We start from the raw sequence: 22,754 nt of genomic DNA on the forward strand, positions 1-22,754 counted from the left end.
TCTTTTCGAGACTTGCAGACAGTGTTGAGCGCGTCAATCCGGTTTCGGTGCAGCCCATGGCATCGCGCGCACGGGCTCCACAATGACCGGTTTGGCTCTACAACTCTTCCCGCTTGTCCTGCCCGCGCCGATGCAATGCGCATTCCATCTTTCGAAGCTTGAGAGACATCAAGATGAATCCAGCCAATCTTCCCTTCGATTCCGAGGCGATGCTCGAGGGCCTGCGCACCTGGGTGGAATGCGAGAGCCCGACCTGGGACGCAGGAGCGGTCAACCGTATGCTCGATATCGCAGCGCGGGATATGGCGATCATGGGTGCGACCATCGAGCGCATCGCCGGCCGTCAGGGCTTTGGCGGCGTCGTCCGCGCGCGCTTCCCGCATCCAAAGCAGGGCGAGCCGGGCATCCTGATCGCCGGGCACGTGGATACCGTCCACCCGGTCGGCACCATCGAGAAGCTGAAATGGCGGCGCGAGGGCAACAAGTGCTACGGCCCGGGCATCTACGACATGAAGGGCGGCAACTATCTCTCGCTGGAAGCGATCCGGCAGCTGGCGCGCGCGTCCTTCACCACGCCGCTGCCGGTCACCATCCTATTTACGCCGGACGAGGAAGTCGGCACGCCCTCGACGCGCGACATCATCGAGGCGGAAGCTGCGCGCAACAAATATGTGCTGGTGCCCGAGCCCGGCCGCGCCGACAACGGCGTCACCACCGGACGTTACGCCATCGCGCGATTCAATCTGGAAGCGACGGGGCGGCCGAGCCACGCGGGCGCGACCCTGTCGGCGGGTCGCTCGGCAATCCGCGAGATGGCAAGGCAGATTCTTGCCATCGACGCGATGACGACGGAAGACTGCACTTTCTCGGTCGGCGTCGTGCATGGCGGACAATGGGTCAATTGCGTCGCAACGACTGCCACCGGCGAAGCGCTCTCCATGGCGAAGCGCCAGGCCGATCTCGACCGCGGCGTCGAGCGGATGCTGGCACTGTCGGGCACCGCGAACGACGTCAACTTCAAGGTGACGCGTGGCGTGACGCGGCCGGTGTGGGAGGCGGATGCCGGCACCATGGCGCTGTATGAAAAGGCGCGCGGCATCGCCAAATCTCTCGGCGCGGAATTACCGCATGCGAGCTCCGGCGGAGGCTCCGACGGCAACTTTACGGGCGCGATGGGAATTCCGACGCTCGACGGTCTCGGCGTGCGCGGCGGCAATGGCCACACGCTCGAGGAGTTCATCGAGGTCGAGAGCCTGGTTGAACGCGGGCGCTTGATGGCTGGGTTGCTTGCGACGCTGGAGTAATTGAATCAACTTCGCACTGCACAATGCGTTGGCAGGCGCGGTTCAAATTTAGCCTTGTCTAAAAATAAGGCGCATCGTACTGCTCGATGGTCCACGCGACGATGCGGGAGAGATCGCAATGAAGGCTTCCAGCTTTCATTGCGGCGCCGACGGAGCAACCGCCCCGGAAACTCTCAGGCAAAAGGACTGTATCGTCAGGACGATCTGGAGAGAGACGGCACGAATGAGACATCGTGACGTCCACCGAAGGGGATAGTCCGTATTGGCCTTGTGAGGTCCGCCCTCGTCGAGGTCCGTGTCGGATCAAGCTCTCAGGTAACCGTGACAGATGGGGCGCCGCCAACGGCTTTCGGGCCGGCGGTTAGCCGACTCTAACTCACGGGAGCCCCGACTTCATCATGACTCATATCGCCATCATTGGCGCCGGCATCACCGGCGTAACGACTGCCTATGCCCTGCTCGAACGCGGCTTTGAGGTGACGGTGCTCGACAAGCACCGCTACGCCGCGATGGAGACCTCGTTTGCGAACGGCGGGCAGCTCTCCGCCAGCAATGCCGAGGTGTGGAATAGCACCGCCACGATCCTGAAAGGCCTGCGCTGGATGTTCCGGCGCGACGCGCCGCTGCTGATGAACCCGCGGCCGAACTGGCACAAATATTCCTGGATGAGCGAGTTCGTCGCCAATATCGGAAACTACCGTGCCAACACGATTCTGACCACGCGGCTCGCGATCGAAGCCCGCAAGCACCTGTTCGAGATTGCGGCACGCGAAGGCATCGACTTCGATCTCGAACGTCGCGGCATCCTCCACATCTATCACGACAGGAAGGGTTTCGAGTCCGGCCTGCGCGTCAATGCACTGCTGCAGGAAGGTGGGCTCGATCGGCGCCCGGTGACTTCGGAGGAAATCCGCACGATCGAGCCGACGCTGCGCAAGGATTATTACGGCGGCTTCTACACGCCGTCGGATGCGACCGGCGACATCCACAAGTTCACGCGCGGGCTGGCGGATGCCTGCAAGCGTCGCGGCGCAACCTTCATCCATGAGGCCAATATCGATTCCATCGCGCAAGTCCGCGGCGGCTTCGTCATCGGCTGGGCTGATCTGTCCGCAAGCGACGCGGTCGCCTCCGCGCGCGGCGTGCTGAAGGTTGATGGCGTCGTGGTCTGCGCCGGCGTTGCCAGCCGTCACTTCGCCGCCCTGCTCGACGAGCGCGTCAACGTCTATCCGGTGAAGGGCTATTCGATCACCGTGCACCTCGATACCGACGAAAGCCGTAGCGCGACGCCGACCGTCAGCCTGCTCGACGAAGCCGCCAAGATCGTCACTAGCCGGCTCGGCGCGGATCGTTTTCGCGTTGCCGGCACGGCCGAGTTCAACGACTTCAACCGCGACATCCGCGCCGACCGCGTGCAGCCATTGATCGACTGGGTGCGCAGCAATTTCCCGGCGGTCGAGACGTCTCGCATTATTCCGTGGGCCGGGCTGCGTCCGATGATGCCCGACATGATGCCGGTGGTGCGAGCAGGCCGGATGCCCGGCGTGTTCTTCAACACCGGCCACGGCCATCTCGGCTGGACGTTATCGGCCGCGACCGCGCAAATGATTGCCGCAACCATCGACGGCTGGCGCGGGCTCAACGCGCCGCCAACCGTCCCTTCGCTTCGGGGCGAACTTGCGGTTGAGCGCGAGATGCGCTGTGCATCCTGAGTGGTCGCAAAACCGATGCGGGGCGGCCTCTTGCGACCGCCCTGCCCTTGGCACACAATTTGCCCCGAGACGACGGTTCTCCGGCCGGCTTTTCCAGCCCGAACGACAGGCACGCATGATAGACACGATCGAATCCACGGGTGCCCTCTGGGCGTCGCAAGTTCCGCAGCCGGAGATAGGTTCATGCTAGGTTATCTCATTCGCCGCGTTCTGGCTGCGGTGCCCGTGATGGGCGTCGTCGCGCTGTTCGTGTTCCTGCTGCTGCGGCTGACGCCCGGCGACCCGGCCGCGATCCTCGCCGGCGACAATGCGACGCCGGAGCGGCTGGAGCGCATTCGCGCCTCGCTCGGCCTCAACGAGCCCTTGATCGTGCAGTTCATCACCTGGGTCGGCAAGCTCTTGCACGGCGATCTCGGCACGTCGCTGATCTCCAACCTGCCGGTCATGAAGATGATCGGCCAGCGCGTCGAGCCGTCGATCTCGATCGCGCTGTCGACCATCATCCTCGCCGTCATCGTCGCCGTGCCCTTGGGGGTGATCGCGGCCTGGAAGCACGGCACCTGGATCGACCGTTTCGTGATGGGCCTCTCCGTGCTCGGCTTCTCGGTGCCGGTGTTCGTGGTCGGCTATGTCCTGATCGAGGTCTTTGCGATCGACCTGCGCTGGGTGCCGGTGCAGGGCTTCAAGAGCATCTCGACCGGCTTCGGCGCCTTCTTCGAGCGCATCATCCTGCCGACCTGCGCGCTCTCCTTCATCTACATCGCGCTGATCGCGCGCATGACGCGCGCGGCGATGCTCGATGTGCTCGGCGAAGATTACGTGCGAACGGCACGCGCCAAGGGCATCAACGAGGTCGCGGTGATGATGCGGCACGCGCTGCGCAACGCCGCTGTGCCCGTGATCACCGTGATCGGTACCGGCTTCGCGCTACTGATCTCCGGCGTCGTCGTGACCGAGAGCGTGTTCAACATCCCCGGCATCGGCCGCCTCACCGTCGATGCGGTGCTGGCGCGCGACTATCCGGTGATCCAGGCGATGATCCTGCTGACCTCGCTGATCTACGTCGTCGTCAATCTCCTGATCGACGTCGCCTACACGCTGCTCGATCCCCGGATCCGGTACTGAGGCTAGGACAACAACAAAATGTCAGTCGATACCCTTCCCCAGTCATCCATTCCGATCACGTCGCCGCTGCGGCCGCGTTTCGGCTTCCTCACCTCGACACCGATCATCGCCACGGCGACGGTGTTGCTCGCGCTGATCGTGCTGATCTCGGTGCTGGCGCCGCTGATCGCGCCGCATGATCCGATCCAGCTTGCACCGTCACTGCGGCTGAAGCCCTCCTCGGCGCAATTCCTGCTCGGCACCGACGCCTACGGCCGCGACCTGCTGTCGCGCGTCATCTATGGCGGCCGAATCTCGCTTCTGATCGGCATCGGCTCGGCGATCCTCTCGATCGTCATTGGCCTTGCGATCGGTCTTGTCTCCGGCTTCTTCAAGCTGATCGATTCCGTCCTGATGCGCGTCATGGACGGCCTGATGGCGATGCCGAGCATTTTGCTCGCCATCGCCGTGGTCTCGCTGTCCGGCGCCAGCATCTGGACCGTGCTGATCGCGATCACCATTCCCGAGATCCCGCGCGTGGCGCGCCTGGTGCGCTCGGTGGTGCTGTCGGCGCGCGAAGAACCTTATGTCGAAGCGGCGATCTCGGTCGGCTCGTCGCTGCCAAAAATCATGTGGCGGCATCTGATGCCGAACACGATCGCGCCGCTGATCGTCCAGGGCACCTATGTCTGCGCCTCCGCCATCCTCACCGAGGCCATCCTCTCCTTCCTCGGCGCCGGCATCTCGCCGGAGACGCCGACCTGGGGCAACATCATGGCCGAGGGCCGCCAGTATTTTCAGCTCAAGCCGACGCTGATCTTCTGGCCGGGCCTGCTGCTCTCGATCGCCATCCTCAGCATCAATCTGATCGGCGACGCCGCCCGCGATGCGCTCGATCCCCGCATGAAGCAGCGGGAGGGCAAGTGATTTGTCTCGCCGGCCGTGCCCCTTGTTCCGTCATTGCGAGCGAAGCGAAGCAAACCAGTCTGCCTCCGCAGAAAGATTTCTGGATTGCTTCGTCGCTTCGCTCCTCGCAATGACGACGGAGTGACCTGATGACCAACCCCATTCTCGACATCAACAACCTCGTCGTCTCCGTCGGCAAGAAGCCGGGCGGGCCCAAGATCATCGACGGCATCTCGGTCCAGGTGCACGCAGGCGAGACGCTGTGCCTCGTCGGCGAAAGCGGCTCGGGCAAGTCGGTGACCTCGCTCACCACGATGGGCCTGCTGCCGAAGGGCACGCTGGTTCCGACCAGCGGCAGCGTCAAACTCGTCGGCGAGGAGATCCTCACCGCGACCGACCGCCGCCTGCGCCAGCTACGCGCGACGCAGATGGCGATGATTTTCCAGGAGCCGATGACCGCGCTCAACCCGGTCGTGCACGTCGGCCGCCAGATCGACGAAGTCTTGCGCGCCCACACCGATCTCGATGCCAGAACGCGCAAGAAGCGGATCCTCGACATGATGGAGCAGGTGCGCCTGCCCCAGGTCGAGCGCATCTTCGCCTCCTACCCGCACCGCCTCTCCGGTGGCCAGCGGCAGCGCATCATGATCGCGATGGCGCTGGTGCTGGAGCCGAAGCTGCTGATTGCCGACGAGCCGACCACCGCGCTTGACGTCACCACGCAGAAGCAGATCTTGACCCTGATCCGTGACCTCCAGCGCGATCACGGCACCGCCGTGCTGTTCATTACCCACGACATGGGCGTGGTCGCCGAGATCGCGGACCGCGTCGCGGTGATGCGGCAGGGGCGTCTGGTTGAAACCGGCCCGCTCGACACCGTGCTGCGCAATCCGACCATGGAGTACACCCGCAATTTGCTCTCTGCGGTGCCGAGCCTGGTGCCCCGGGCAGCACGGCCCGAGACCAAGGAACCGGTGGTGCTGGAGGCCAACGAGCTCAGCAAGGTCTATAAAGAGCGCGCGTTCTTCGGCAAAGGCCGCGAGGTCGTTGCCGCCGACAAGGTGACGCTCACCCTGCGCAAGGGCCGCACGCTCGGCATCGTCGGCGAAAGCGGCTCGGGCAAGTCGACGGTCGCGCGCTGCATCGTGCGCCTGATCGATCCGACCTCCGGCGGCGTGCGGCTGGCCGGCCGCGAGATCTCCGACATCTCGCGCCGCCTGCTGCAGCCGCACCGGCAGAAGATCCAGATCGTGTTCCAGGATCCCTACCGCTCGCTCAACCCGCGTGTCACCGTCGGCGAGAGCATCGCGGAAGGCCCGATCAATTACGGCGTCTCGCATGCCGATGCCATGAAGCGCGCCCGCGAGCTGCTCGAGCTGGTCGGCCTGCCGGCCGACGCGGTGTCGCGTTATCCGCACCAGTTCTCCGGCGGCCAGCGCCAGCGTATCGCCATTGCGCGCGCGCTCGCACTCGATCCCGATGTGCTGGTCGCGGACGAAGCCGTCTCCGCGCTCGACGTCTCCGTGCAGGCGCAGGTGCTGGAACTCCTGCACGAGATCCAGAAGCGGCTCGGCATCGCCATCCTGTTCATCACCCATGATCTGCGCGTCGCCGCCCAAATCTGCGACGAGGTCGTGGTGATGCAGCACGGCCGCGTCGTCGAGCAGGGCCCGGCCGGCGCGGTGCTGACGCATCCGCAGGAGGCCTACACGCGGGCCTTGCTCGAAGCAGCGCCGGGCCGCGGCTGGGATTTTGCGAATTTCCGGCCGGTGTCGGAGGGTGTGGCGGCGACGGCTTGATCCACATACTCCGTCATTGCGAGCGGAGCGAAGCAATCCAGACTGCCGCAACGGAAAGATTCTGGATTGCTTCGCTTCGCTCGCAATGACGGGAGCGATCACCAGCATTCGAAAATGACTTAAAGCCATGCGCGGCGACATGGGCTCCCCACCTTGCTCTCGCCTCAGCGCCAAGGCTAACGTCGCGAACTTTCAATCGCTGGACTTGTATTGATGACACGTATCGCCGTCGGCGGCTTCCTGCACGAGACCAACACCTTCGCTCCGACGAAGGCGACGTTCGCGGACTTCCAGCATGGCGGCGGCTGGCCGGCGATGACGGAAGGTGCCGACGTGCTGAAGGTGATGCGGCGCATCAATGTCGGCCTTGCCGGCTTCGTCGACAGCACTGAGGCCCATGGCTGGGAACTCGTTCCGACGATCGCCTGTGGTGCAAGCCCCTCGGCGCATGTCACCAAGGAGGCCTTCGAGCGCATCGTGAAGGTGATGGTCGACGGCATCGCGGCCGCCGGCCCGATCGACGCGGTCTATCTCGATCTGCATGGCGCGATGGTCACCGAGCATCTCGACGACGGCGAAGGCGAGATTTTGGCGCGCGTGCGCCGCGTCATCGGCAAGGATGTTCCGCTGGTCGCGAGCCTCGACCTCCACGCCAACGTCACGCCCGAGATGATGGAGCATGCGGACGCGCTGATTGCCTACCGCACCTATCCGCATGTCGACATGGCAGAGACCGGCCGCGCCTCTGCAAGGCACCTCGCATTGCTGCTGAAGACCAAGCAGCCCTTTGCAAAGTCGTTCCGCCAATTGCCCTTCCTGATCGCGATCAGCTGGCAATGCACCAACGACTTTCCCACCAAGGGCATCTACGAAAAGCTCGCCGCTCTCGAAAGCGATGCGGTTCCGACGCTCTCTTTCGCGCCGGGCTTCCCCGCGGCCGATTTCCGCGATTGCGGGCCGAGCGTGTTCGCCTATGGCAAGACGCAAGGAGATGCCGACCGTGCGGCGGATGCGATCGTCAAGCTGATCGAAAGCCACGAGAACGATTTCGACGGCAAGATCTGGTCGCCCGATGATGGCGTCCGCCACGCCATGGAGCTTTCGAAGAGCGCGAGCAAGCCGATCATCATCGCCGATACCCAGGACAATCCCGGCGCCGGCGGCGATTCCGACACCACCGGCATGCTGCGCGCGCTGGTGCGCAACAAGGCGAGCGCCGCGACCGGCGCGATCTACGATCCGGCGTCGGCCAAGGCCGCGCATGCGGCCGGCGTCGGCGCCACCATCACGCTCTCGCTCGGCGGCAAGTCCGGCATTCCCGGCGACGAGCCCTATACCGAGACCTTTGTCGTCGAGAAGCTCTCCGACGGCCGCTTCATCGCGCCCGGCCCCTATTACGGCGGCCGCGAGATGGAGATGGGCCCGTCCGCGGCCTTGCGCATCGGCGACGTCCGTGTCGTCGTCTCCTCGCACAAGGCGCAGCTCGCCGATCAGGCGATGTACCGCTATGTCGGCATCGAGCCGACGGCGGAGAAGATTCTGGTCAACAAGAGCTCGGTGCATTTCCGCGCCGATTTCGAGCCGATCGCGGAAAAGCTGATGATCTGCGCCGCGCCCGGCGCGATGCCGGCCGATACCGCCTCGCTGCCCTGGACGCGCCTGCGGCCGGGTATCCGCATCAAGCCGAACGGCCCCGTTTTCATGCCCAAATCTCGCTAAGCCCTATCACGCCAACCGGACAGGACACATGCCCACCATTGACCGCATCGACGGCTATGCCGACGAACTCACCGCCATCCGCCGCGACCTCCACGCCCATCCCGAGATCGGCTTCGAGGAGGTCCGCACCTCCGGCATCGTCGCCGACAAGCTGAAGGGCTGGGGCATCGAGGTGCATCGCGGCCTCGGCGGCACCGGCGTGATCGGCGTCATCAAGGGCAAGGGCGCGAGCGGCAAACGCATCGGCTTGCGCGCCGACATGGACGCGCTGCCGATGGAAGAGAACACCAATCTGAAATGGAGCTCGAAAATCCCCGGCCGCTTCCACGGCTGCGGCCATGACGGCCACACCACCATGCTGCTCGGCACCGCGCGCTACCTCGCGGAAACGAGGAACTTCGACGGCACCGTGCACCTGATCTTCCAGCCGGCCGAGGAAGGCCTCGGCGGCGCCCGCGCGATGATCAAGGACGGCCTGTTCGAGAAATTCCCCTGCGACGAGCTCTACGGCCTGCACAACGCGCCCGACCTCAATCTCGGCGAGATTGCGATCCTGCCCGGCCCGGCGATGGCCGGCGCCGACTTCTTCGACCTCCGCATCACCGGCTATGGCGCGCATGGCGCAATGCCGGAGCGCTCCAAGGACGCGGTGATCATCGCGACCACGCTGGCGCAGGCGATCCAGACCATCGTCAGCCGCAATGTCGAGCCGCTCCAGGCCGCCGTGGTGTCGATCACCCAGATCCATGCCGGCTCCGCTTACAATGTCATTCCCGGCGAAGCGCATCTTTGCGGCACCATCCGCACCTTCTCGGATGAAGTCCGCGCCCTGATCAGTCAACGCGTCCGCACGATCTGCGCTGGCATCGCCAGCGCCTATCAGTGCGAGATCGACGTCGACATCCGCGACACCTTTGGTGTGCTGGTCAACCAGGTCGAGCAGTCCAAGGTGGTCGAGGACGTTGCGCGCACCATCGTCGATCCCGCCAAGGTGATCACCCGCAGCCAGCCGAAGATGGGCAGCGAGGACTTTGCCGACATGCTGCAAACCATTCCCGGCGCCTATTTCTGGGTCGGGCATGAGGGCTCCGTGCCGGTGCACAATCCCGGCTACGTGCTCGACGACAAGATCCTGCCGATCGGCGCCAGCATGTTCGCCCGGATCATCGAAACGCGCATGCCGGTGGTTTAACGATGCACAAGAAGGGCGTCGAAGAGGCGGTCACCTCGCTGCACGATCTCTCCGCGGTCGATCTGATCGCAGGCTATCGCGCCAAGCAGTTCTCGCCGAGCGAGGTGCTGGAGGACGTGCTCGCGCATGTCGCTGCGTGGGAACCACACCTCAGGGCGCTCTATGCATTCGATCCCGACAGCGCGCGAGAGGCTGCCAAGGCCTCGACCGCGCGCTGGAACGGCGGTGAGCCGTCAGGCGCGCTCGACGGCGTGCCTGTTACGGTGAAGGACAACATCGCGACCAAGGGAGTGCCGGTGCCGCTGGGGGCTGCCAGTGTCAAGCTCGTCCCGGCCGAGAAGGACGCTCCGCCCGCCGCGCGGCTGCGTGAGGCCGGCGCAATCATGTTCGCGAAAACCACCATGCCCGATTACGGCATGCTGTCCTCGGGGCTCTCCTCCTTCCACGCGCTCGCGCGCAATCCCTGGGACCTCTCCAAGAATCCCGGCGGCTCCAGCGCCGGTGCGGGCGCCGCAGCTGCAGCCGGCTATGGCCCGCTGCATCTCGGCACCGATATCGGCGGCTCGGTGCGCCTGCCCGCGGGCTGGTGCGGTCTCGTCGGGTTGAAACCAAGCTTTGGCCGCGTGCCGATCGATCCCGCTTATGTCGGCCGCGTCGCCGGCCCCATGACCCGCACGGTCGATGATTGCGCGCTGATGATGAGCGTGATCGCAAAGCCCGACCGGCGCGACGGCACGAGCCTGCCCGCCGAGCCGCTCAACTGGAAGGGTCTGGAGAAATCCCCGCGCAAGCTGCGCATCGGCCTGATGCTCGATCCCGGCACCGGCATGGCGCTGGAGAAGCCGGTGCGAGAGGTCGCGGTGAAGGCCGCAAAGGCGTTCGAATCCGCAGGCAGCGTCGTCACCGAAGTCGACGGCATCCTCACGCGCGAGATGCTCGACGGCCTCAACAACTTTTGGCGCGCACGAATGTGGGACGATCTGTCGAAGCTGACGGCGGCCGAACAGGCAAAGGTGCTGCCGTATATTTTTAGATGGGGCGAGTCCGGCGCAAAGTTGTCGGGCGTCGATGTCATCCGTGGCTTCAATCAGACCATGGCGATCCGTGCGGCGGCGTCAAAGCTGTTCTGCGAGATTGATTACGTGATCTCGCCGACCGCGCCGAATGTGAACTATGCGGCGGACTGGGCCTCGCCCACCAACGATCCGATGAAGCCGTTCGAGCACATCTGCTATACCGTGCCGTGGAATATGTCGGAGAACCCGGCGGTCTCGATAAATGGCGGCTTCGACGCCAAGGGTTTTCCCGTCGGCGTGCAGATCGTCGGGCGCCGCTTCGACGATATCGGCGTGCTCGGCATAGCCAAGGCGTTTGAGAGCCTGCGCGGCGCGCAGAAGCCCTGGCCCAAGCCGCCGGCGAAGTAAACACACTCTCGTCATTCCGGGTTGCGCCCTCTTGGCGCAAGCCCGGAATCCATTCATCCGCACAAGTGGTGTGGAGAAATGGATTCCGGCTTCGCGCTTCGCGCGCCCCGGAATGACGTGCTAGAGAGAACGTCAAAGAGACAAGGGAAGGAAACCACCCATGGCGTATGAGACGATCAAATACGAGGTCGCCGAGCAGATCCTCACCATCACGCTGAACCGGCCCGACAAGCTCAACGCCTTCAACGCGCAGATGCAGGCCGAGCTGATCGACGCGTTCGACGCCGCCGACAAGGACGACAACGTCCGCGCCATCATCGTCACCGGCGCAGGCCGCGGCTTTTGCGCGGGCGCGGACCTTTCCTCCGGTGCAGACACGTTTGATCGCGACGCGCGTCGCGGCCCGGTGAAGCGTTTTGCCGACGGCAAGGTCGACTACAGCGATCCGCAGGTCCGCGACGGCGGCGGTCAGGTGACCTTGCGCATATTCAAGTGCCTGAAGCCCGTGATCGCCGCGGTGAACGGTCCTGCCGTCGGCATCGGCGTCACCATGCAGCTCGCGATGGACGTCCGCATCGCATCGGACGCCGCGCGTTTCGGCTTCGTGTTCTCCCAGCGCGGCATCGTGCCGGAGGCGGCATCGAGCTGGTTCCTGCCCCGCATCGTCGGCATCTCGCAGGCGCTGGAATGGTGCTATTCGGGCCGCGTCTTCCCGGCGCAGGAAGCGCTCGCCGGCCGCCTCGTCAGCAAGGTCGTCGCCCCCGATGATCTGCTGCCGACCGCCCGCGCGCTCGCCAAGGAATTCGCGGCCAAGACCGCGCCGGTGTCGGTGGCGCTGATCCGCCAGATGATGTGGCGCATGATGGGCGCCGACGATCCCATGGAAGCCCACAAGGTCGACAGCCGCGGCATCTACGCCCGCGGCCGCTCGGAGGACGTGAAGGAAGGCGTGGTGTCGTTCCTGGAGAAGCGGCCGGCGCAGTTCAAGAACAAGGTGTCCAGCGATATGCCGGATTATTTTCCGTGGTGGACAGAGCGGGAATACAAGTGAGGGATCGTAGGGTGGGCAAAGCGAAGCGTGCCCACCATTTCGTTTCACTCGCAGATAGGTGGTGGGCACGGCGCACGAGCGCCTTTGCCCACCCTACGGCACCGTCACCACGGCACGTCACTCCATCACCAGTGCCACCCGCCCGATCGCCTTGCGGTCGAGCAACAGCCGCATCGCCTTGGCGCAATCTTCCAGCTGAAGGCGGTGCGAGATATTCGGGCGCAGCTTACCCTCCTCCGCCCATTGCAGCAGCGCCTTCAGGCGCGACTCGCCGAGCGCCGGATTTTTCCGCACCGCTTCTCCCGCGCGCACGCCGAGCACGCTGGCGCCCTTGATCAGCAGCAGATTGGTTTTCGCCGAGCCGATGCCCCCGGTGAATCCGATGACCAGCAGCCGCGCACCCCAGGCAATGCAGCGCATCGAGTTCTCGAACACCTCGCCGCCGACGGGGTCGAACACCACGTCGGCGCCACGGCCATCGGTGATGCGCTTGACGGCGTCGCGAAACGGCTCGCGGTCGTAGCGCACGAGATGGTCGGCGCCGCGTGCCTCGGCGATCGCCAGCTTCTCGTCGCTGGACGCCGTCGCGATCACGGTCGCGCCCAGCATCTTGCCGATCTCGACGGCGGCAAGGCCGACGCCGCCACCAGCGCCATGCACCAAGAGCACCTCGCCCGGCTGGACCCTGCCGCGATCGATCAGCGCGTGATAGGCGGTGCCGTGGCCGGCGAGATAGGTCGCGCCCTCGGCGTAATCAAAGTTCGATGGCAGTGGCGTGAGCTGTGACGGCGTCACGACCGCTTCATCGGTGAAGGCACCGTGGCGCATCCTGACGATGACCTTGTCGCCGACAGCGACGCCCTTCACCTCTGCGCCGAGTTCGGTCACGTCGCCGGCGGCTTCCATGCCAGGCGTGAACGGCAGCTCGGGCTTGAGCTGGTACTCGCCGGCCGCCATCAGTACATCCGGAAAGTTCAACCCGGCGGCGCGGATCGCGACCCGAACCTCGCCCGGCTTCAGGGCGCGCGAGGGAAACTCTTCCAACCGCAACATTTCGGGTGCGCCGAGCGCGCGGCAGACGACGGCCCGCACCATCAGGCCGCGCTCGCCTTGTTACGCAGCAGCGCCTCGCGGATCAGCGGCAGGCGATCATTGCCAAAATACATGCCGGTCTTGTTGACGAAAATCGTCGGCGAACCGAACCCGCCGCGCGCGACGACCTCTTCCGTATTGGTTTTGAGCTGGTCCTTGATCGCCTGCTCCGAGATGCCAGCAAAGAATTTCTGCTCGTCGACGCCGACCTTCCTGCAGATCTCGGCCAGCACCGCGTCCTGCGAGATGTCCTTGTCGTCGCCCCAATAGGTCTCGAACAAGGCGGTTGCGAACGGCACCATCGCCTTGCCCAACCAGATGCAGCCGCGCATCGCCTTGACGCTGTTCACCGGAAACACCGTCGGCGGCATCTTGATCGCTAGGCCCGCCGAGCGCGCCCAGTCCTGAAGGTCCTTCTTCATGTAGCGCGCCTTCAGCGGCACCGGCGTCTCCCGCTGCGCGTAGACGCTCGGATTGACGGTGTTGAAGATGCCGCCGACCAGGATCGGCCGCCAGATGATCTCGGCGCCTAGCTCCTTGGCCAGCGGCTGGATATTGTGGAAGGCGAGATAGGTCCACGGGCTGGAGCAGTCGAAGAAGAATTCGATCATGGCGTTTCCTTTGTTTGTATTCGGTACGCTCTCTCCTCCGTCATTGCGAGCGCAGCGAAGCACTCCAGACTGCCGCCGCGGAAAGTTTCTGGATTGCTTCGCTGCGCTCGCAATGACGCACGGTGGGGGCGACTTTTGTTGTTCTGTACCTCGACGTTAAGACATGGCAGACAGAGGCGCAATCACAACCCGCCGGGAGGGACCCATGCTGTTTCCAACGACGATCGCGGGCTCCTTGCCCAAGCCGGAATGGCTCGCCGAGCCCAACATGCTCTGGGCGCCCTGGAAGTCGCAAGGTGACGAGCTTGCACGCGCCAAGCGCGACGCGACGATGCTTGCGGTGAAGGTCCAGGAGGACGCCGGGATCGACATCGTCACCGAGGGCGAGCAGGCCCGGCAGCATTTCGTGCACGGTTTTCTGGAGAAGATCGAGGGCATCGATTTCGCCCACAAGGTCGAGATGGGCATCCGGAAAGATCGCTACAAGGCGATGGTGCCGCAGGTGGTCGCGCCGCTTCGGTTGAAGGGCCGCGTCCATGCCGACGAGGCGCGTGTGGCGCGCACGCACACGAGGAAGAAACTGAAATTCACTCTGCCCGGCCCGATGACCATCATCGACACCATCGCCGATCGTTACTATGGCGATCGGGTGAAAATGGCGTTCGCCTTCGCCGAGCTTTTGAACGAGGAAGCCAAGGCGTTGCAAGCCGACGGTGTCGATCTCGTGCAGTTCGACGAGCCCGCCTTCAACGTCTACATGGACGAGGTCAACGACTGGGGCATCAAGGCGCTGGAGCGCGCCGCGCTGGGGCTCACCTGCGCCACCGCCGTGCACATCTGCTACGGTTACGGCATCAAGGCCAACACCGACTGGAAGGAGATGCTCGGCGCGCAGTGGCGGCAGTATGAGCAGATTTTTCCGGCGATCGATGCGAGCCCGATCCAGCAGGTTGCGATCGAGTGCCGCAATTCCAAAGTGCCGCTTGATCTGCTCGCGCTGCTGAAAAACAAGATCGTGCAGGCCGGGGTGATCGATGTCGCCAGCGATACGGTGGAGACGGCCGAGGACGTCGTCAAGGTGATCGACGCGGTCTCGAAGTTCGTGCCCAAGAGCAACATCATCGCCACCACCAATTGCGGCATGGCGCCGATGCGCCGCGAGATCGCGGAAGCCAAGCTGATGGCGCTCGGCGCCGGCGCCGCGCTCGCGCGCGACAAGCTCGGGTGATGGTGGTGATCCGACCTGTGCTCGTCGCCGCCACTCTGGCAGCGGTTGCGCCGCCGACGCACGCGGAGGACCGCTCCGTTCTGCTGATCTGCAAGGCGATGGTGGAACGCGCTTTGAAGGTTCCGGATGCGGCGAGCGAGGCCGAGCTCGCCCGCTGTCGCCAGGTGATCCGCGAATGGGCACTGCGCGATGCGCGGACGACGGTGGATGAAGAGGGTAAGCCGCTGCGCTAAGGCAACGCGGTCGGATGCAGCACGGGCCGGTAGCCGGCATTCATCGTGCGTAGCGTCGATGGCGGCGTCAGCAGCGTTGCTTCGTCCGGATGCTGCTCCACCGCAACATAGCCGGCAGCCGACCACAGCAGCACTCTGCCCCGCGTGACCAGAAAGCTTTCCTTGCCCTGCTGCAGCATCGCGCCGTCGGGAAGCTGAGCGACCGGCACCAGCAGAGTGTGAAGCCGCTTCTTGCCGTGATCGAGCCGCTCGTGGTGCAGCACCGTGTCGATGTCGTGCATGCGGACGTCGTGCACGCGGTTGCCCTTCTCCCACGCGGCGCGGAAGCGATTGGCATCGTCGCGTCGACAATAGAAGCAGGGACGATGCCCGGCGGCGAGCGCGGTGGCTTCATCGAGAAAGAACAGCTCGGTCCAGCTCCGTTGCGCCATCACCTCGCGACGGCGGCCGCGGAATTCGCAGGTGCAGGTGAGCCAGGCCGGCGACGACCAGCGCTTCTTCAGAAGCGTCTTCGTCGCGGGATCATGGATGATGCCGCGATTACCGGTGAACAGGCCGCGATGCGGGGTGGCGATGATGTTGCCGGTCGGCGTGACGCGGTTTTGCAGGGGCATGGCTGGCTCCGCCCGTCATTGCGAGCGAAGCGAGGCAATCCAGAAATGTCTCCGCGGAAGCAGTCTGGATTGCTTCGCTTCGCTCGCAATGACGGCGATACTTACGCCGCCCCGTCGCGGAGCGGCGGGTGGTAGGAGAGCGCGGTGTCCCAGGGGAAGAAGATCCAGGTGTCCTGCGAGACTTCCGTGATGAAGGTGTCGACCAGCGGGCGCCCCTTCGGCTTGGCGTAGACTGTGGCGAAATGCGCGTCGGGCAGCATCTCGCGCACCAGCTTGCCGGTCTTGCCGGTGTCGACGAGGTCGTCGACGATCAACAGCCCCTTGCCGGTACCGCCCCCGAGCTTCATCGCCTGATCCGAGATGCCCTTGAGGACCTGGAGATCGCCCTGCTTGGTGTGATCGTAACTGGCGATACAGACCGTATCGATCACGCGTACCCCAAGCTCGCGCGCTACGATCGCCGCCGGCACCAGACCGCCGCGGGTGATCGCGATCACCGCGTGAAAGGGGCCAACCTCGTTGAGCCGCCAGGTCAGCGCCCGGCAATCCCGGTGGAACTGGTCCCACGAAACGGGGAAGGCCTTGCCCGCGCGCTCCTGCGCGCTCAGTTCCGGTGCTTCACCAGCCATCATCATCTCCTGCATTCGTCTGTCGGCAGTTCATTTGCTACCGGGTGATGTTCAACCCCGCCAGCATTTCCTTCACCGCCGCCATCGCGGATGCCAGCTTATCCGCATCACGCGAGCGCACCACCAGATTGGTGTTCGGCTTTTGCTCCTCGTCCATGAAGGGATAGCTGCCGATGATGGTGTCGGGGTGCGCGGCGGCGATCGCCCGCAGCGGGCTGCCTATGTCGCCTTCCCGCGCATTGGCGCGGACCGATTCGGACAGCATGCGGACGCCGGATTTCAGCTTGGGCGAGACGATGTCCATCATCGCCTGCATGATCGAAGGCACACCGGCCATCACGATGACATTGCCGATCTTGAAGCCGGGGGCGAGGATGGTCGCGCTCTGGATCAGCTCGGCGCCGTCGGGGATGCGGGCCATGCGCAGGCGGGCCTCGTTGAGGTCCTGCTCGCTCCAGCGCTCGCGGAAACGGGCAACCACCTCGGGGTGGTGGTCGATGCCGACGCCAAAGGCCTTGGCGACGCTGTCGGCGGTGATGTCGTCATGGGTCGGTCCGATGCCGCCGGTGGTGAATACGTAGTTGTAACGATGCCGCAGTGCATTCAACGCGGCAATGATATCGTCCTCGTCGTCGGAAACAATCCGGACTTCCTTCAGGTCGATGCCGATATTGGTCAGGTATTCGGCGATGAAGCCGATATTCTTGTCCTTGGTCCGGCCGGACAGGATTTCATCCCCGATGACCAGAATACCCGCCGTGACGATCTCGCTCATACCTAAAGTCCCTCGCTGTCCCACCGAATTTGCCGGGGTAACGCGTTGAAGTCACGCGGTTTTGCTGCCGAAATAAGCAGTCCTCAGCCATTTTTTCAGGCACCTTCCCGGCCATATCCGGCAAATGCCCTTTCTCCATGCTTATCGCGCTGGCCCGCCCCTTGCTACCTCCTCAGAGTCATGCACTCTTGCCGCATGGCCAGGACGTTGCGGTCTTCACCAAGGCCTGACGACCTGCCAAATGGCGCAACGCCTTGCGGGGACAAGTCGGGATCTATGGCAGTCGCGTTTGACGAAATGAACATTCCCGGCGGGGACCTTCGCCCCGCCTATCAGGAGCTGGCCCGCTGGCTCAAGGAGACGCCTCCCGAGGCGCTCGAATATCGCCGCCAGGAGGCCGAGCTCCTGTTCCGCCGCATCGGCATCACCTTTGCCGTCTATGGCGATTCCGAATCCACCGAGCGCCTGATCCCCTTCGACGTGATCCCGCGCATCATGTCCGGCAAGGAATGGTCGCTGCTGGAGAGGGGCCTGAAGCAGCGCGTGCGCGCGCTCAACATGTTCCTGCGCGATATCTATCACGGCCGCGACATCCTCCGCGCCGAAATCGTGCCTGAAGATCTGATCTTCCAGAACCCGGTCTTCCGCCCCGAGATGAACGGCCAGCAGGTGCCGCACGACGTCTACGTGCACATTGCCGGCATCGACATCATCAGGGTCGATGCCGAGGACTTCATCGTGCTGGAGGACAATGCGCGCACACCGTCCGGCGTGTCCTACATGCTGGAAAACCGCGAGATCATGATGCGGTTGTTTCCGGATCTGTTCGCCCGCCACAGGGTGGCGCCGGTCGAGCGCTATCCGGACGAGCTGCTCTCCGCTCTTCGCTCGGTCGCGCCGAACAGTGCCTCAGGCGAGCCGACGGTCGCGCTGCTCACGCCCGGCGTCTACAACTCCGCCTATTACGAGCACTCCTTCCTCGCCGACAAGCTCGGCATCGAGCTGGTCGAGGGCCGCGACCTCATCGTCAAGAACAACGAAGTGTTCATGCGGACGACGGAAGGGGTGAAACGGGTCGATGTGATCTATCGCCGCGTCGACGACGATTTCCTCGATCCCCTCACCTTCCGGCCCGACTCGGCGCTCGGCGTGCCCGGGCTGATGTCGGCCTACGCGGCCGGCAACATCACGCTCGCCAACGCGGTCGGCACCGGCATCGCCGATGACAAGGCTATCTATTCCTACATGCCGGAGATCGTGAAATTCTACCTCGGCGAGGAGCCGATCCTGAAGAACGTGCAGACCTGGCGCTGCCGCGAGCCGAAGGATCTCGCCTACGTGCTGGATAATTTGAGCGAGCTCGTCGTGAAGGAAGTACACGGCTCCGGCGGCTACGGCATGCTGATCGGCCCTGCCGCGACCAAAGCGACGATCGAAGCCTTCCGCGAGAAGCTCAAGCGCGAACCGGAAGGCTTCATCGCCCAGCCGACGCTGGCGCTCTCGACCTGCCCGACCTGCACGGCCTCCGGCCTCGCCCCGCGCCACGTCGATCTGCGGCCCTTCGTGCTCACCGGCAGCAAGAGCACGACGATCGTGCCGGGCGGGCTGACACGTGTTGCGCTGAAGGAAGGCTCGCTCGTGGTGAATTCGAGCCAGGGCGGCGGCACCAAAGACACCTGGATTTTGGACGAGTAGAGAGATGCTGTCGCGTACCGCCGAAAACCTCTACTGGCTCGCCCGCTATGTCGAACGGGCCGAATACCTCGCGCGCACCATCGATGCGACCCTACGCGTCACCGCGCTTCCCGCCGCCTATATCGGCAAGACCAACGAGTGGGACTCCGCGTTGCTCACCGCCGGCGTCGCGGAAAGCTTCTATCAGACCCACGAGGAAGCCAACGAGCACAACGTCGTCGACTACCTTTCGTTCTCGGCCGACAACCCGTCCTCGATCAGGAACTGCATCGAGGCGGCGCGACTGAACTCGCGTTCGGTGCGCACGGCGCTGACCAGCGAGATGTGGGACACCATCAACTCGGCCTGGATCGAGCTTCAGGAGGTCTGGAGCAAAGGCACCTCCACCCGCGAGGACCTCGCAAAATTCCTGCGCTTCGTGCAGGAGACCTCGCTGCGCTTCGACGGCTCGGCCTACCGGACCATGCTGCGCAACGACGCCTACTGGTTCTCGCGCCTCGGCCTGCATCTGGAGCGCGCCGACAACACCGCACGCATCCTCGACGTCAAGTATCACGTGCTGCTGCCCGAAGAGGAGCACGTCGGCGGTCCGCTCGACTTCTATCAGTGGAGCTCGATCCTGCGCTCGGTGTCGGCACTGACGGCCTATCACTGGGTCTACCGCGAGACGCTGAAACCTTGGCTGGTCGCCGATCTGCTGATTCTCAACGGCACGCTGCCGCGCTCGCTTGCCAGCTGCTACGACAATCTCGTTCGCAACCTCGACCAGATTGGCGTCGACTATGGCCGCCAGGGCCCGGCGCAACGCCACGCCCGCGGCATCCGCAACCGGCTGGAACACAGCAACATGAACGACATTTTCCAGCATGGCGTGCATGAATTCATTCAGGAATTCATCACCGACAATTCCAGGCTGGGCGAAATCATCACGAAGCAGTATCTGATCTGACCTTCGTCATTCCGGGGTGGTCCGAAGGACCAGACCCGGAATCTCGAGCGATGCTATCGCATCGTCCCGGAATGACGCATAGAAACCATGGTCCACCATGCGCCTGCGAATTTTGCATACCACGACCTATCGCTACGAACCGCCGGCGACGAGCGTGATCCAGATCCTGCGCATGACGCCGGGCAGTCATGACGGGCAATATGTGGCGGAATGGCAGATCGACGTCTCGACCGACACCAAGCTCGACATCCATGAGGACGCCTTCGGCAATGTCACCCATGTGCTGTCCTGCGGGCCGGTCTCCGACATCAAGATCACCGCCGAAGGACTGATCGAGACCCACGATACCGGCGGTGTGCTGCGCGGCGCCGACGAGCGCTTTCCCGCCGACATGTTTCTGCGCACCACCGATCTCACTACTGTCAATCCGGCGATGGCAGCGGTCGCGCGGCAGTTGCGCAGCGAGGCCGAGACCGACAGGCTCGGCTTCCTGCACACGCTGATGTCGCAAATCGGCGACCACATGACCTTCGACGAAGATCCAACCAACAGCGGCACGTCGGCGACCGAGGCGTTCACGCTCAAGCGCGGCGTCTGCCAGGACTACGCGCATATCTTCATCGCCTGCGCCCGCACCGGCGGCGTGCCGGCGCGCTTCGTCTCCGGACACTTCCTGCGCTCCGACGGCACCGTGCATCAGGACGCCGGCCATGCCTGGGCGGAAGCCTATGTTCCCGATCTCGGCTGGGTCGGCTTCGATCCCGCCAACAGCATCTGCACCACCGACGCCCATGTCCGCGTCGCGATCGGGCTCGATTATCTCGGCGCAGCACCGGTGCGCGGGACCCGCTATGGCGGCGGCGCGGAGACGCTGACGGTCGCGGTCAAGGTCGAGCAGGCCGGCCGCGGCGGCCAATCGCAGTCGCAGTCGCAGCGGCAGAGCTAGCTTCATTCAGGGGCGCATTGGGATTGGACCGGCCCTTTGAAATTGGCTAGTAATTCCACGCAACTAGCTGTTGCTTGAGCCAAAACGCGTCGGGGACTGGAAATGACCTATTGTTGTGGAATCCTGGTTCGGGACGGGCTGGTCATGATCGCCGACACCCGCACCAATGCCGGCCTCGACAATGTCTCGACCTTCCGCAAGCTGCATATCTTCTCCAAGCCCGGCGACCGCATCATGGCGATCGCCAGCGCCGGCAACCTCGCCATCAGCCAGTCGGTGCTCTCCACCCTGACCGAGGGCCTGGAAGACCCCGACACGGGTGAGATCGAGACGCTGATGAACGCGCCGACCATGTTCCAGGCCGCCCAGCGCATCGGCCGGGCGATCCGGGCGGTGCACGCGACCGAAGGGCCGGCGCTGAAATCCGAGGACGTCTCCTTCGACGTCTCCTTCCTGTTCGGCGGCCAGATCAAGGGTGCGCGCATGCGCCTGTTCATGGTCTACACCGCCGGCAATTTCATCGAGTGCACCACCGATACACCCTACCTGCAGATCGGCGAGCACAAATACGGCAAGCCGGTGCTCGACCGCGCCATGCATTACGACGTCGAGCTCTACGAGGCGCTGAAGACCGGCCTGATCTCGATGGATTCGACCATGCGCTCGAACCTCGGCGTCGGCCTCCCCATCGACGTGCTGGTGGTGCGCGCGGATGCATGCGACGCCGATCTCAACCATCGCATCGAGGCGGGCGAGCCCTACTTCCACGACCTGCGCTCGCGCTGGTCGGCGGCGTTGCGCGCGGCGCATCAGAATATTCCGCGTCCGCCCTACAAGAACGAAAAAGAACCGAAAACCTGACAACTGAAGAAAAGGCAGGAAACGATGAGCGAAGCAAAAAAGATCGCATTGGTGACGGGTGCGGGCACCGGCGTCGGGCGCGCCGCGTCGCTGGCGCTGATGAACATCGGCTTCACCGTGGTGTTGGTCGGGCGCCGGCTCGACATGCTCGAGGAGACCGCGAAGCTCGGCCCAGCAGGCAAGAGCCTGTGCATCACCGCCGACATGACCAAGCCGGACTCGATCGCCGCGCTGTTCGACAAGGTGAAGGCGACCTGCGGCCGGCTCGACGTGCTGTTCAACAACGCCGGCATGGGCGCACCCGCCGTCAACTTCGAGGACCTCAGCCTCGAGCAGTGGCAGGCGGTCGTGAACACCAACCTCACCGGCCCGTTCCTGTGCACCCAGCACGCCTTCCGCATCATGAAGGACCAGAGCCCGCGCGGCGGCCGCATCATCAACAACGGCTCGATCTCGGCGCATGCGCCGCGGCCGTTCTCGGCAGCCTACACCTCGACCAAGCACGCCATCACCGGCCTCACCAAGGCCTCCAACCTCGACGGCCGAATGTATGACATCGCGGTCGGCCAGGTCGACATCGGCAATGCCGCCACGCCCATGACCGACCGCATGGTCAACGGCCCGGGCGTGCTGCAGCCGGACGGCACCACCAAGCACGAGCCGCGCATGGATGCGAAAGCGGTCGGCGATGCCGTCGCCTACATGGCCGGCCTGCCGCTCGACGCCAACGTGCTGACCATGACCGTCATGGCCACCAAGATGCCGTTCGTGGGACGCGGCTGAACTCAAAACGCGAAAACAACCCCATGCACAGTAGGAAGCGTGGGGCGTTAGCAGCGGGGGTGATGCGAAGTAAGTTCGCGTACCGCTTCAACAATCGTCATTGCGAGCGCAGCGAAGCAATCCAGAA

At 64.4% G+C, this 22,754-nt stretch carries 21 protein-coding genes and 2 riboswitches; of the genes, 16 read left to right on the forward strand and 5 right to left on the reverse strand.

The genetic code is table 11. The features are described 5' to 3' along the window. The first annotated feature begins 173 nt into the window (after nt 1–173). The 9 genes from ABID59_RS14685 (at nt 174) to ABID59_RS14725 (ending at nt 12,211) form a co-directional block, all read left to right on the forward strand. Entirely contained in the window at nt 174–1,304 is a 1,131-nt protein-coding gene (locus ABID59_RS14685; protein WP_354083825.1) for a M20/M25/M40 family metallo-hydrolase, read from the forward strand. 94 nt (nt 1,305–1,398) lie between these two features. Continuing rightward, nucleotides 1,399–1,503: riboswitch (glycine riboswitch) on the forward strand. 3 nt (nt 1,504–1,506) lie between these two features. Continuing rightward, nucleotides 1,507–1,634: riboswitch (glycine riboswitch) on the forward strand. A gap of 68 nt (nt 1,635–1,702) precedes the next feature. Further along, entirely contained in the window at nt 1,703–3,016 is a 1,314-nt protein-coding gene (locus tag ABID59_RS14690) for a D-amino acid dehydrogenase (protein ID WP_354083826.1), read from the forward strand. 183 nt (nt 3,017–3,199) lie between these two features. Next, nucleotides 3,200–4,141 (forward strand): ABC transporter permease, encoded by a 942-nt coding sequence (locus tag ABID59_RS14695; protein ID WP_354083827.1) that lies wholly within the window; start codon nt 3,200–3,202, stop codon nt 4,139–4,141. A gap of 18 nt (nt 4,142–4,159) precedes the next feature. Then, on the forward strand, nt 4,160–5,047 hold the full coding sequence (locus ABID59_RS14700; RefSeq protein ID WP_148752857.1) for an ABC transporter permease: 888 nt from the start codon (nt 4,160–4,162) through the stop codon (nt 5,045–5,047). 128 nt (nt 5,048–5,175) lie between these two features. After that, nucleotides 5,176–6,825, forward strand: a complete 1,650-nt coding sequence (locus tag ABID59_RS14705; RefSeq protein WP_354083828.1) for an ABC transporter ATP-binding protein — start codon at nt 5,176–5,178, stop codon at nt 6,823–6,825. A 213-nt stretch (nt 6,826–7,038) separates the two neighbouring features. Further along, the gene (locus tag ABID59_RS14710; protein WP_354083829.1) at nt 7,039–8,544 is read left to right on the forward strand and encodes a M81 family metallopeptidase; all 1,506 of its coding nucleotides are present in this window, start codon (nt 7,039–7,041) and stop codon (nt 8,542–8,544) included. 28 nt (nt 8,545–8,572) lie between these two features. After that, the gene (locus ABID59_RS14715) at nt 8,573–9,736 is read left to right on the forward strand and encodes a M20 aminoacylase family protein (RefSeq protein WP_148752854.1); all 1,164 of its coding nucleotides are present in this window, start codon (nt 8,573–8,575) and stop codon (nt 9,734–9,736) included. Between the two features lie 2 nt (nt 9,737–9,738). Beyond that, a complete protein-coding gene (locus tag ABID59_RS14720) occupies nt 9,739–11,160 on the forward strand; it encodes an amidase (RefSeq protein WP_354083830.1) in 1,422 nt (473 codons plus the stop codon). Nucleotides 11,161–11,320: 160 nt separating this feature from the next. Beyond that, the gene (locus tag ABID59_RS14725; protein ID WP_354083831.1) at nt 11,321–12,211 is read left to right on the forward strand and encodes a crotonase/enoyl-CoA hydratase family protein; all 891 of its coding nucleotides are present in this window, start codon (nt 11,321–11,323) and stop codon (nt 12,209–12,211) included. 117 nt (nt 12,212–12,328) lie between these two features. Here ABID59_RS14725 and ABID59_RS14730 read toward each other — a convergent pair whose 3' ends face one another. Both ABID59_RS14730 and ABID59_RS14735 read right to left on the reverse strand, forming a co-directional pair. Then, a complete protein-coding gene (locus ABID59_RS14730; protein WP_354083832.1) occupies nt 12,329–13,306 on the reverse strand; it encodes an NADPH:quinone oxidoreductase family protein in 978 nt (325 codons plus the stop codon). Beyond that, nucleotides 13,306–13,914 (reverse strand): 2-hydroxychromene-2-carboxylate isomerase, encoded by a 609-nt coding sequence (locus tag ABID59_RS14735; protein WP_354083833.1) that lies wholly within the window; start codon nt 13,912–13,914, stop codon nt 13,306–13,308. Before ABID59_RS14735 ends, ABID59_RS14730 begins: the two co-directional genes overlap by 1 nt. 205 nt (nt 13,915–14,119) lie before the next feature. Between ABID59_RS14735 and ABID59_RS14740 the strand changes: the two genes are divergently transcribed. Continuing rightward, nucleotides 14,120–15,142, forward strand: coding sequence for a methionine synthase (locus ABID59_RS14740; protein WP_354083834.1), 1,023 nt, complete (start codon nt 14,120–14,122; stop codon nt 15,140–15,142). Beyond that, entirely contained in the window at nt 15,142–15,375 is a 234-nt protein-coding gene (locus ABID59_RS14745) for a hypothetical protein (protein WP_354083835.1), read from the forward strand. The genes ABID59_RS14740 and ABID59_RS14745 overlap by 1 nt, the downstream gene beginning before the upstream one ends. On the opposite strand, the gene ABID59_RS14750 is transcribed toward ABID59_RS14745, so the two are convergent. The 3 genes from ABID59_RS14750 to ABID59_RS14760 all read right to left on the reverse strand — a co-directional run bounded on the left by ABID59_RS14750 (nt 15,372) and on the right by ABID59_RS14760 (nt 17,393). Further along, the gene (locus ABID59_RS14750; RefSeq protein ID WP_354083836.1) at nt 15,372–15,989 is read right to left on the reverse strand and encodes a hypothetical protein; all 618 of its coding nucleotides are present in this window, start codon (nt 15,987–15,989) and stop codon (nt 15,372–15,374) included. The genes ABID59_RS14745 and ABID59_RS14750 overlap by 4 nt on opposite strands. Before the next feature lie 101 nt (nt 15,990–16,090). Beyond that, nucleotides 16,091–16,618, reverse strand: a complete 528-nt coding sequence (gene gpt / locus ABID59_RS14755) for a xanthine phosphoribosyltransferase (protein ID WP_187435030.1) — start codon at nt 16,616–16,618, stop codon at nt 16,091–16,093. Nucleotides 16,619–16,655: 37 nt separating this feature from the next. After that, nucleotides 16,656–17,393 carry a competence/damage-inducible protein A gene (locus tag ABID59_RS14760; RefSeq protein WP_148752846.1) on the reverse strand — a complete coding sequence of 246 codons (738 nt, stop codon included), beginning with the start codon at nt 17,391–17,393 and terminating at the stop codon, nt 16,656–16,658. Between the two features lie 276 nt (nt 17,394–17,669). Between ABID59_RS14760 and ABID59_RS14765 the strand changes: the two genes are divergently transcribed. From ABID59_RS14765 to ABID59_RS14785, 5 genes are all read left to right on the forward strand, one after another. Continuing rightward, nucleotides 17,670–19,088: a circularly permuted type 2 ATP-grasp protein gene (locus ABID59_RS14765; protein ID WP_354083837.1), complete on the forward strand. Its 1,419-nt coding sequence runs from the start codon at nt 17,670–17,672 to the stop codon at nt 19,086–19,088. A 4-nt stretch (nt 19,089–19,092) separates the two neighbouring features. Next, the gene (locus tag ABID59_RS14770) at nt 19,093–20,037 is read left to right on the forward strand and encodes an alpha-E domain-containing protein (RefSeq protein ID WP_354033341.1); all 945 of its coding nucleotides are present in this window, start codon (nt 19,093–19,095) and stop codon (nt 20,035–20,037) included. A gap of 97 nt (nt 20,038–20,134) precedes the next feature. After that, on the forward strand, nt 20,135–20,983 hold the full coding sequence (locus ABID59_RS14775; protein ID WP_354083838.1) for a transglutaminase family protein: 849 nt from the start codon (nt 20,135–20,137) through the stop codon (nt 20,981–20,983). A 102-nt stretch (nt 20,984–21,085) separates the two neighbouring features. Further along, complete coding sequence (locus ABID59_RS14780) at nt 21,086–21,844, forward strand: proteasome-type protease (protein ID WP_148752842.1); 759 nt, start codon at nt 21,086–21,088, stop codon at nt 21,842–21,844. Nucleotides 21,845–21,868: 24 nt separating this feature from the next. After that, nucleotides 21,869–22,627 (forward strand): SDR family oxidoreductase, encoded by a 759-nt coding sequence (locus ABID59_RS14785; protein WP_148752841.1) that lies wholly within the window; start codon nt 21,869–21,871, stop codon nt 22,625–22,627. Nucleotides 22,628–22,754: the final 127 nt, after the last annotated feature.

It is taken from the genome of Bradyrhizobium sp. S3.3.6 (genome assembly GCF_040546905.1).
Taxonomy (GTDB): Bacteria; Pseudomonadota; Alphaproteobacteria; order Rhizobiales; family Xanthobacteraceae; genus Bradyrhizobium; species Bradyrhizobium cytisi.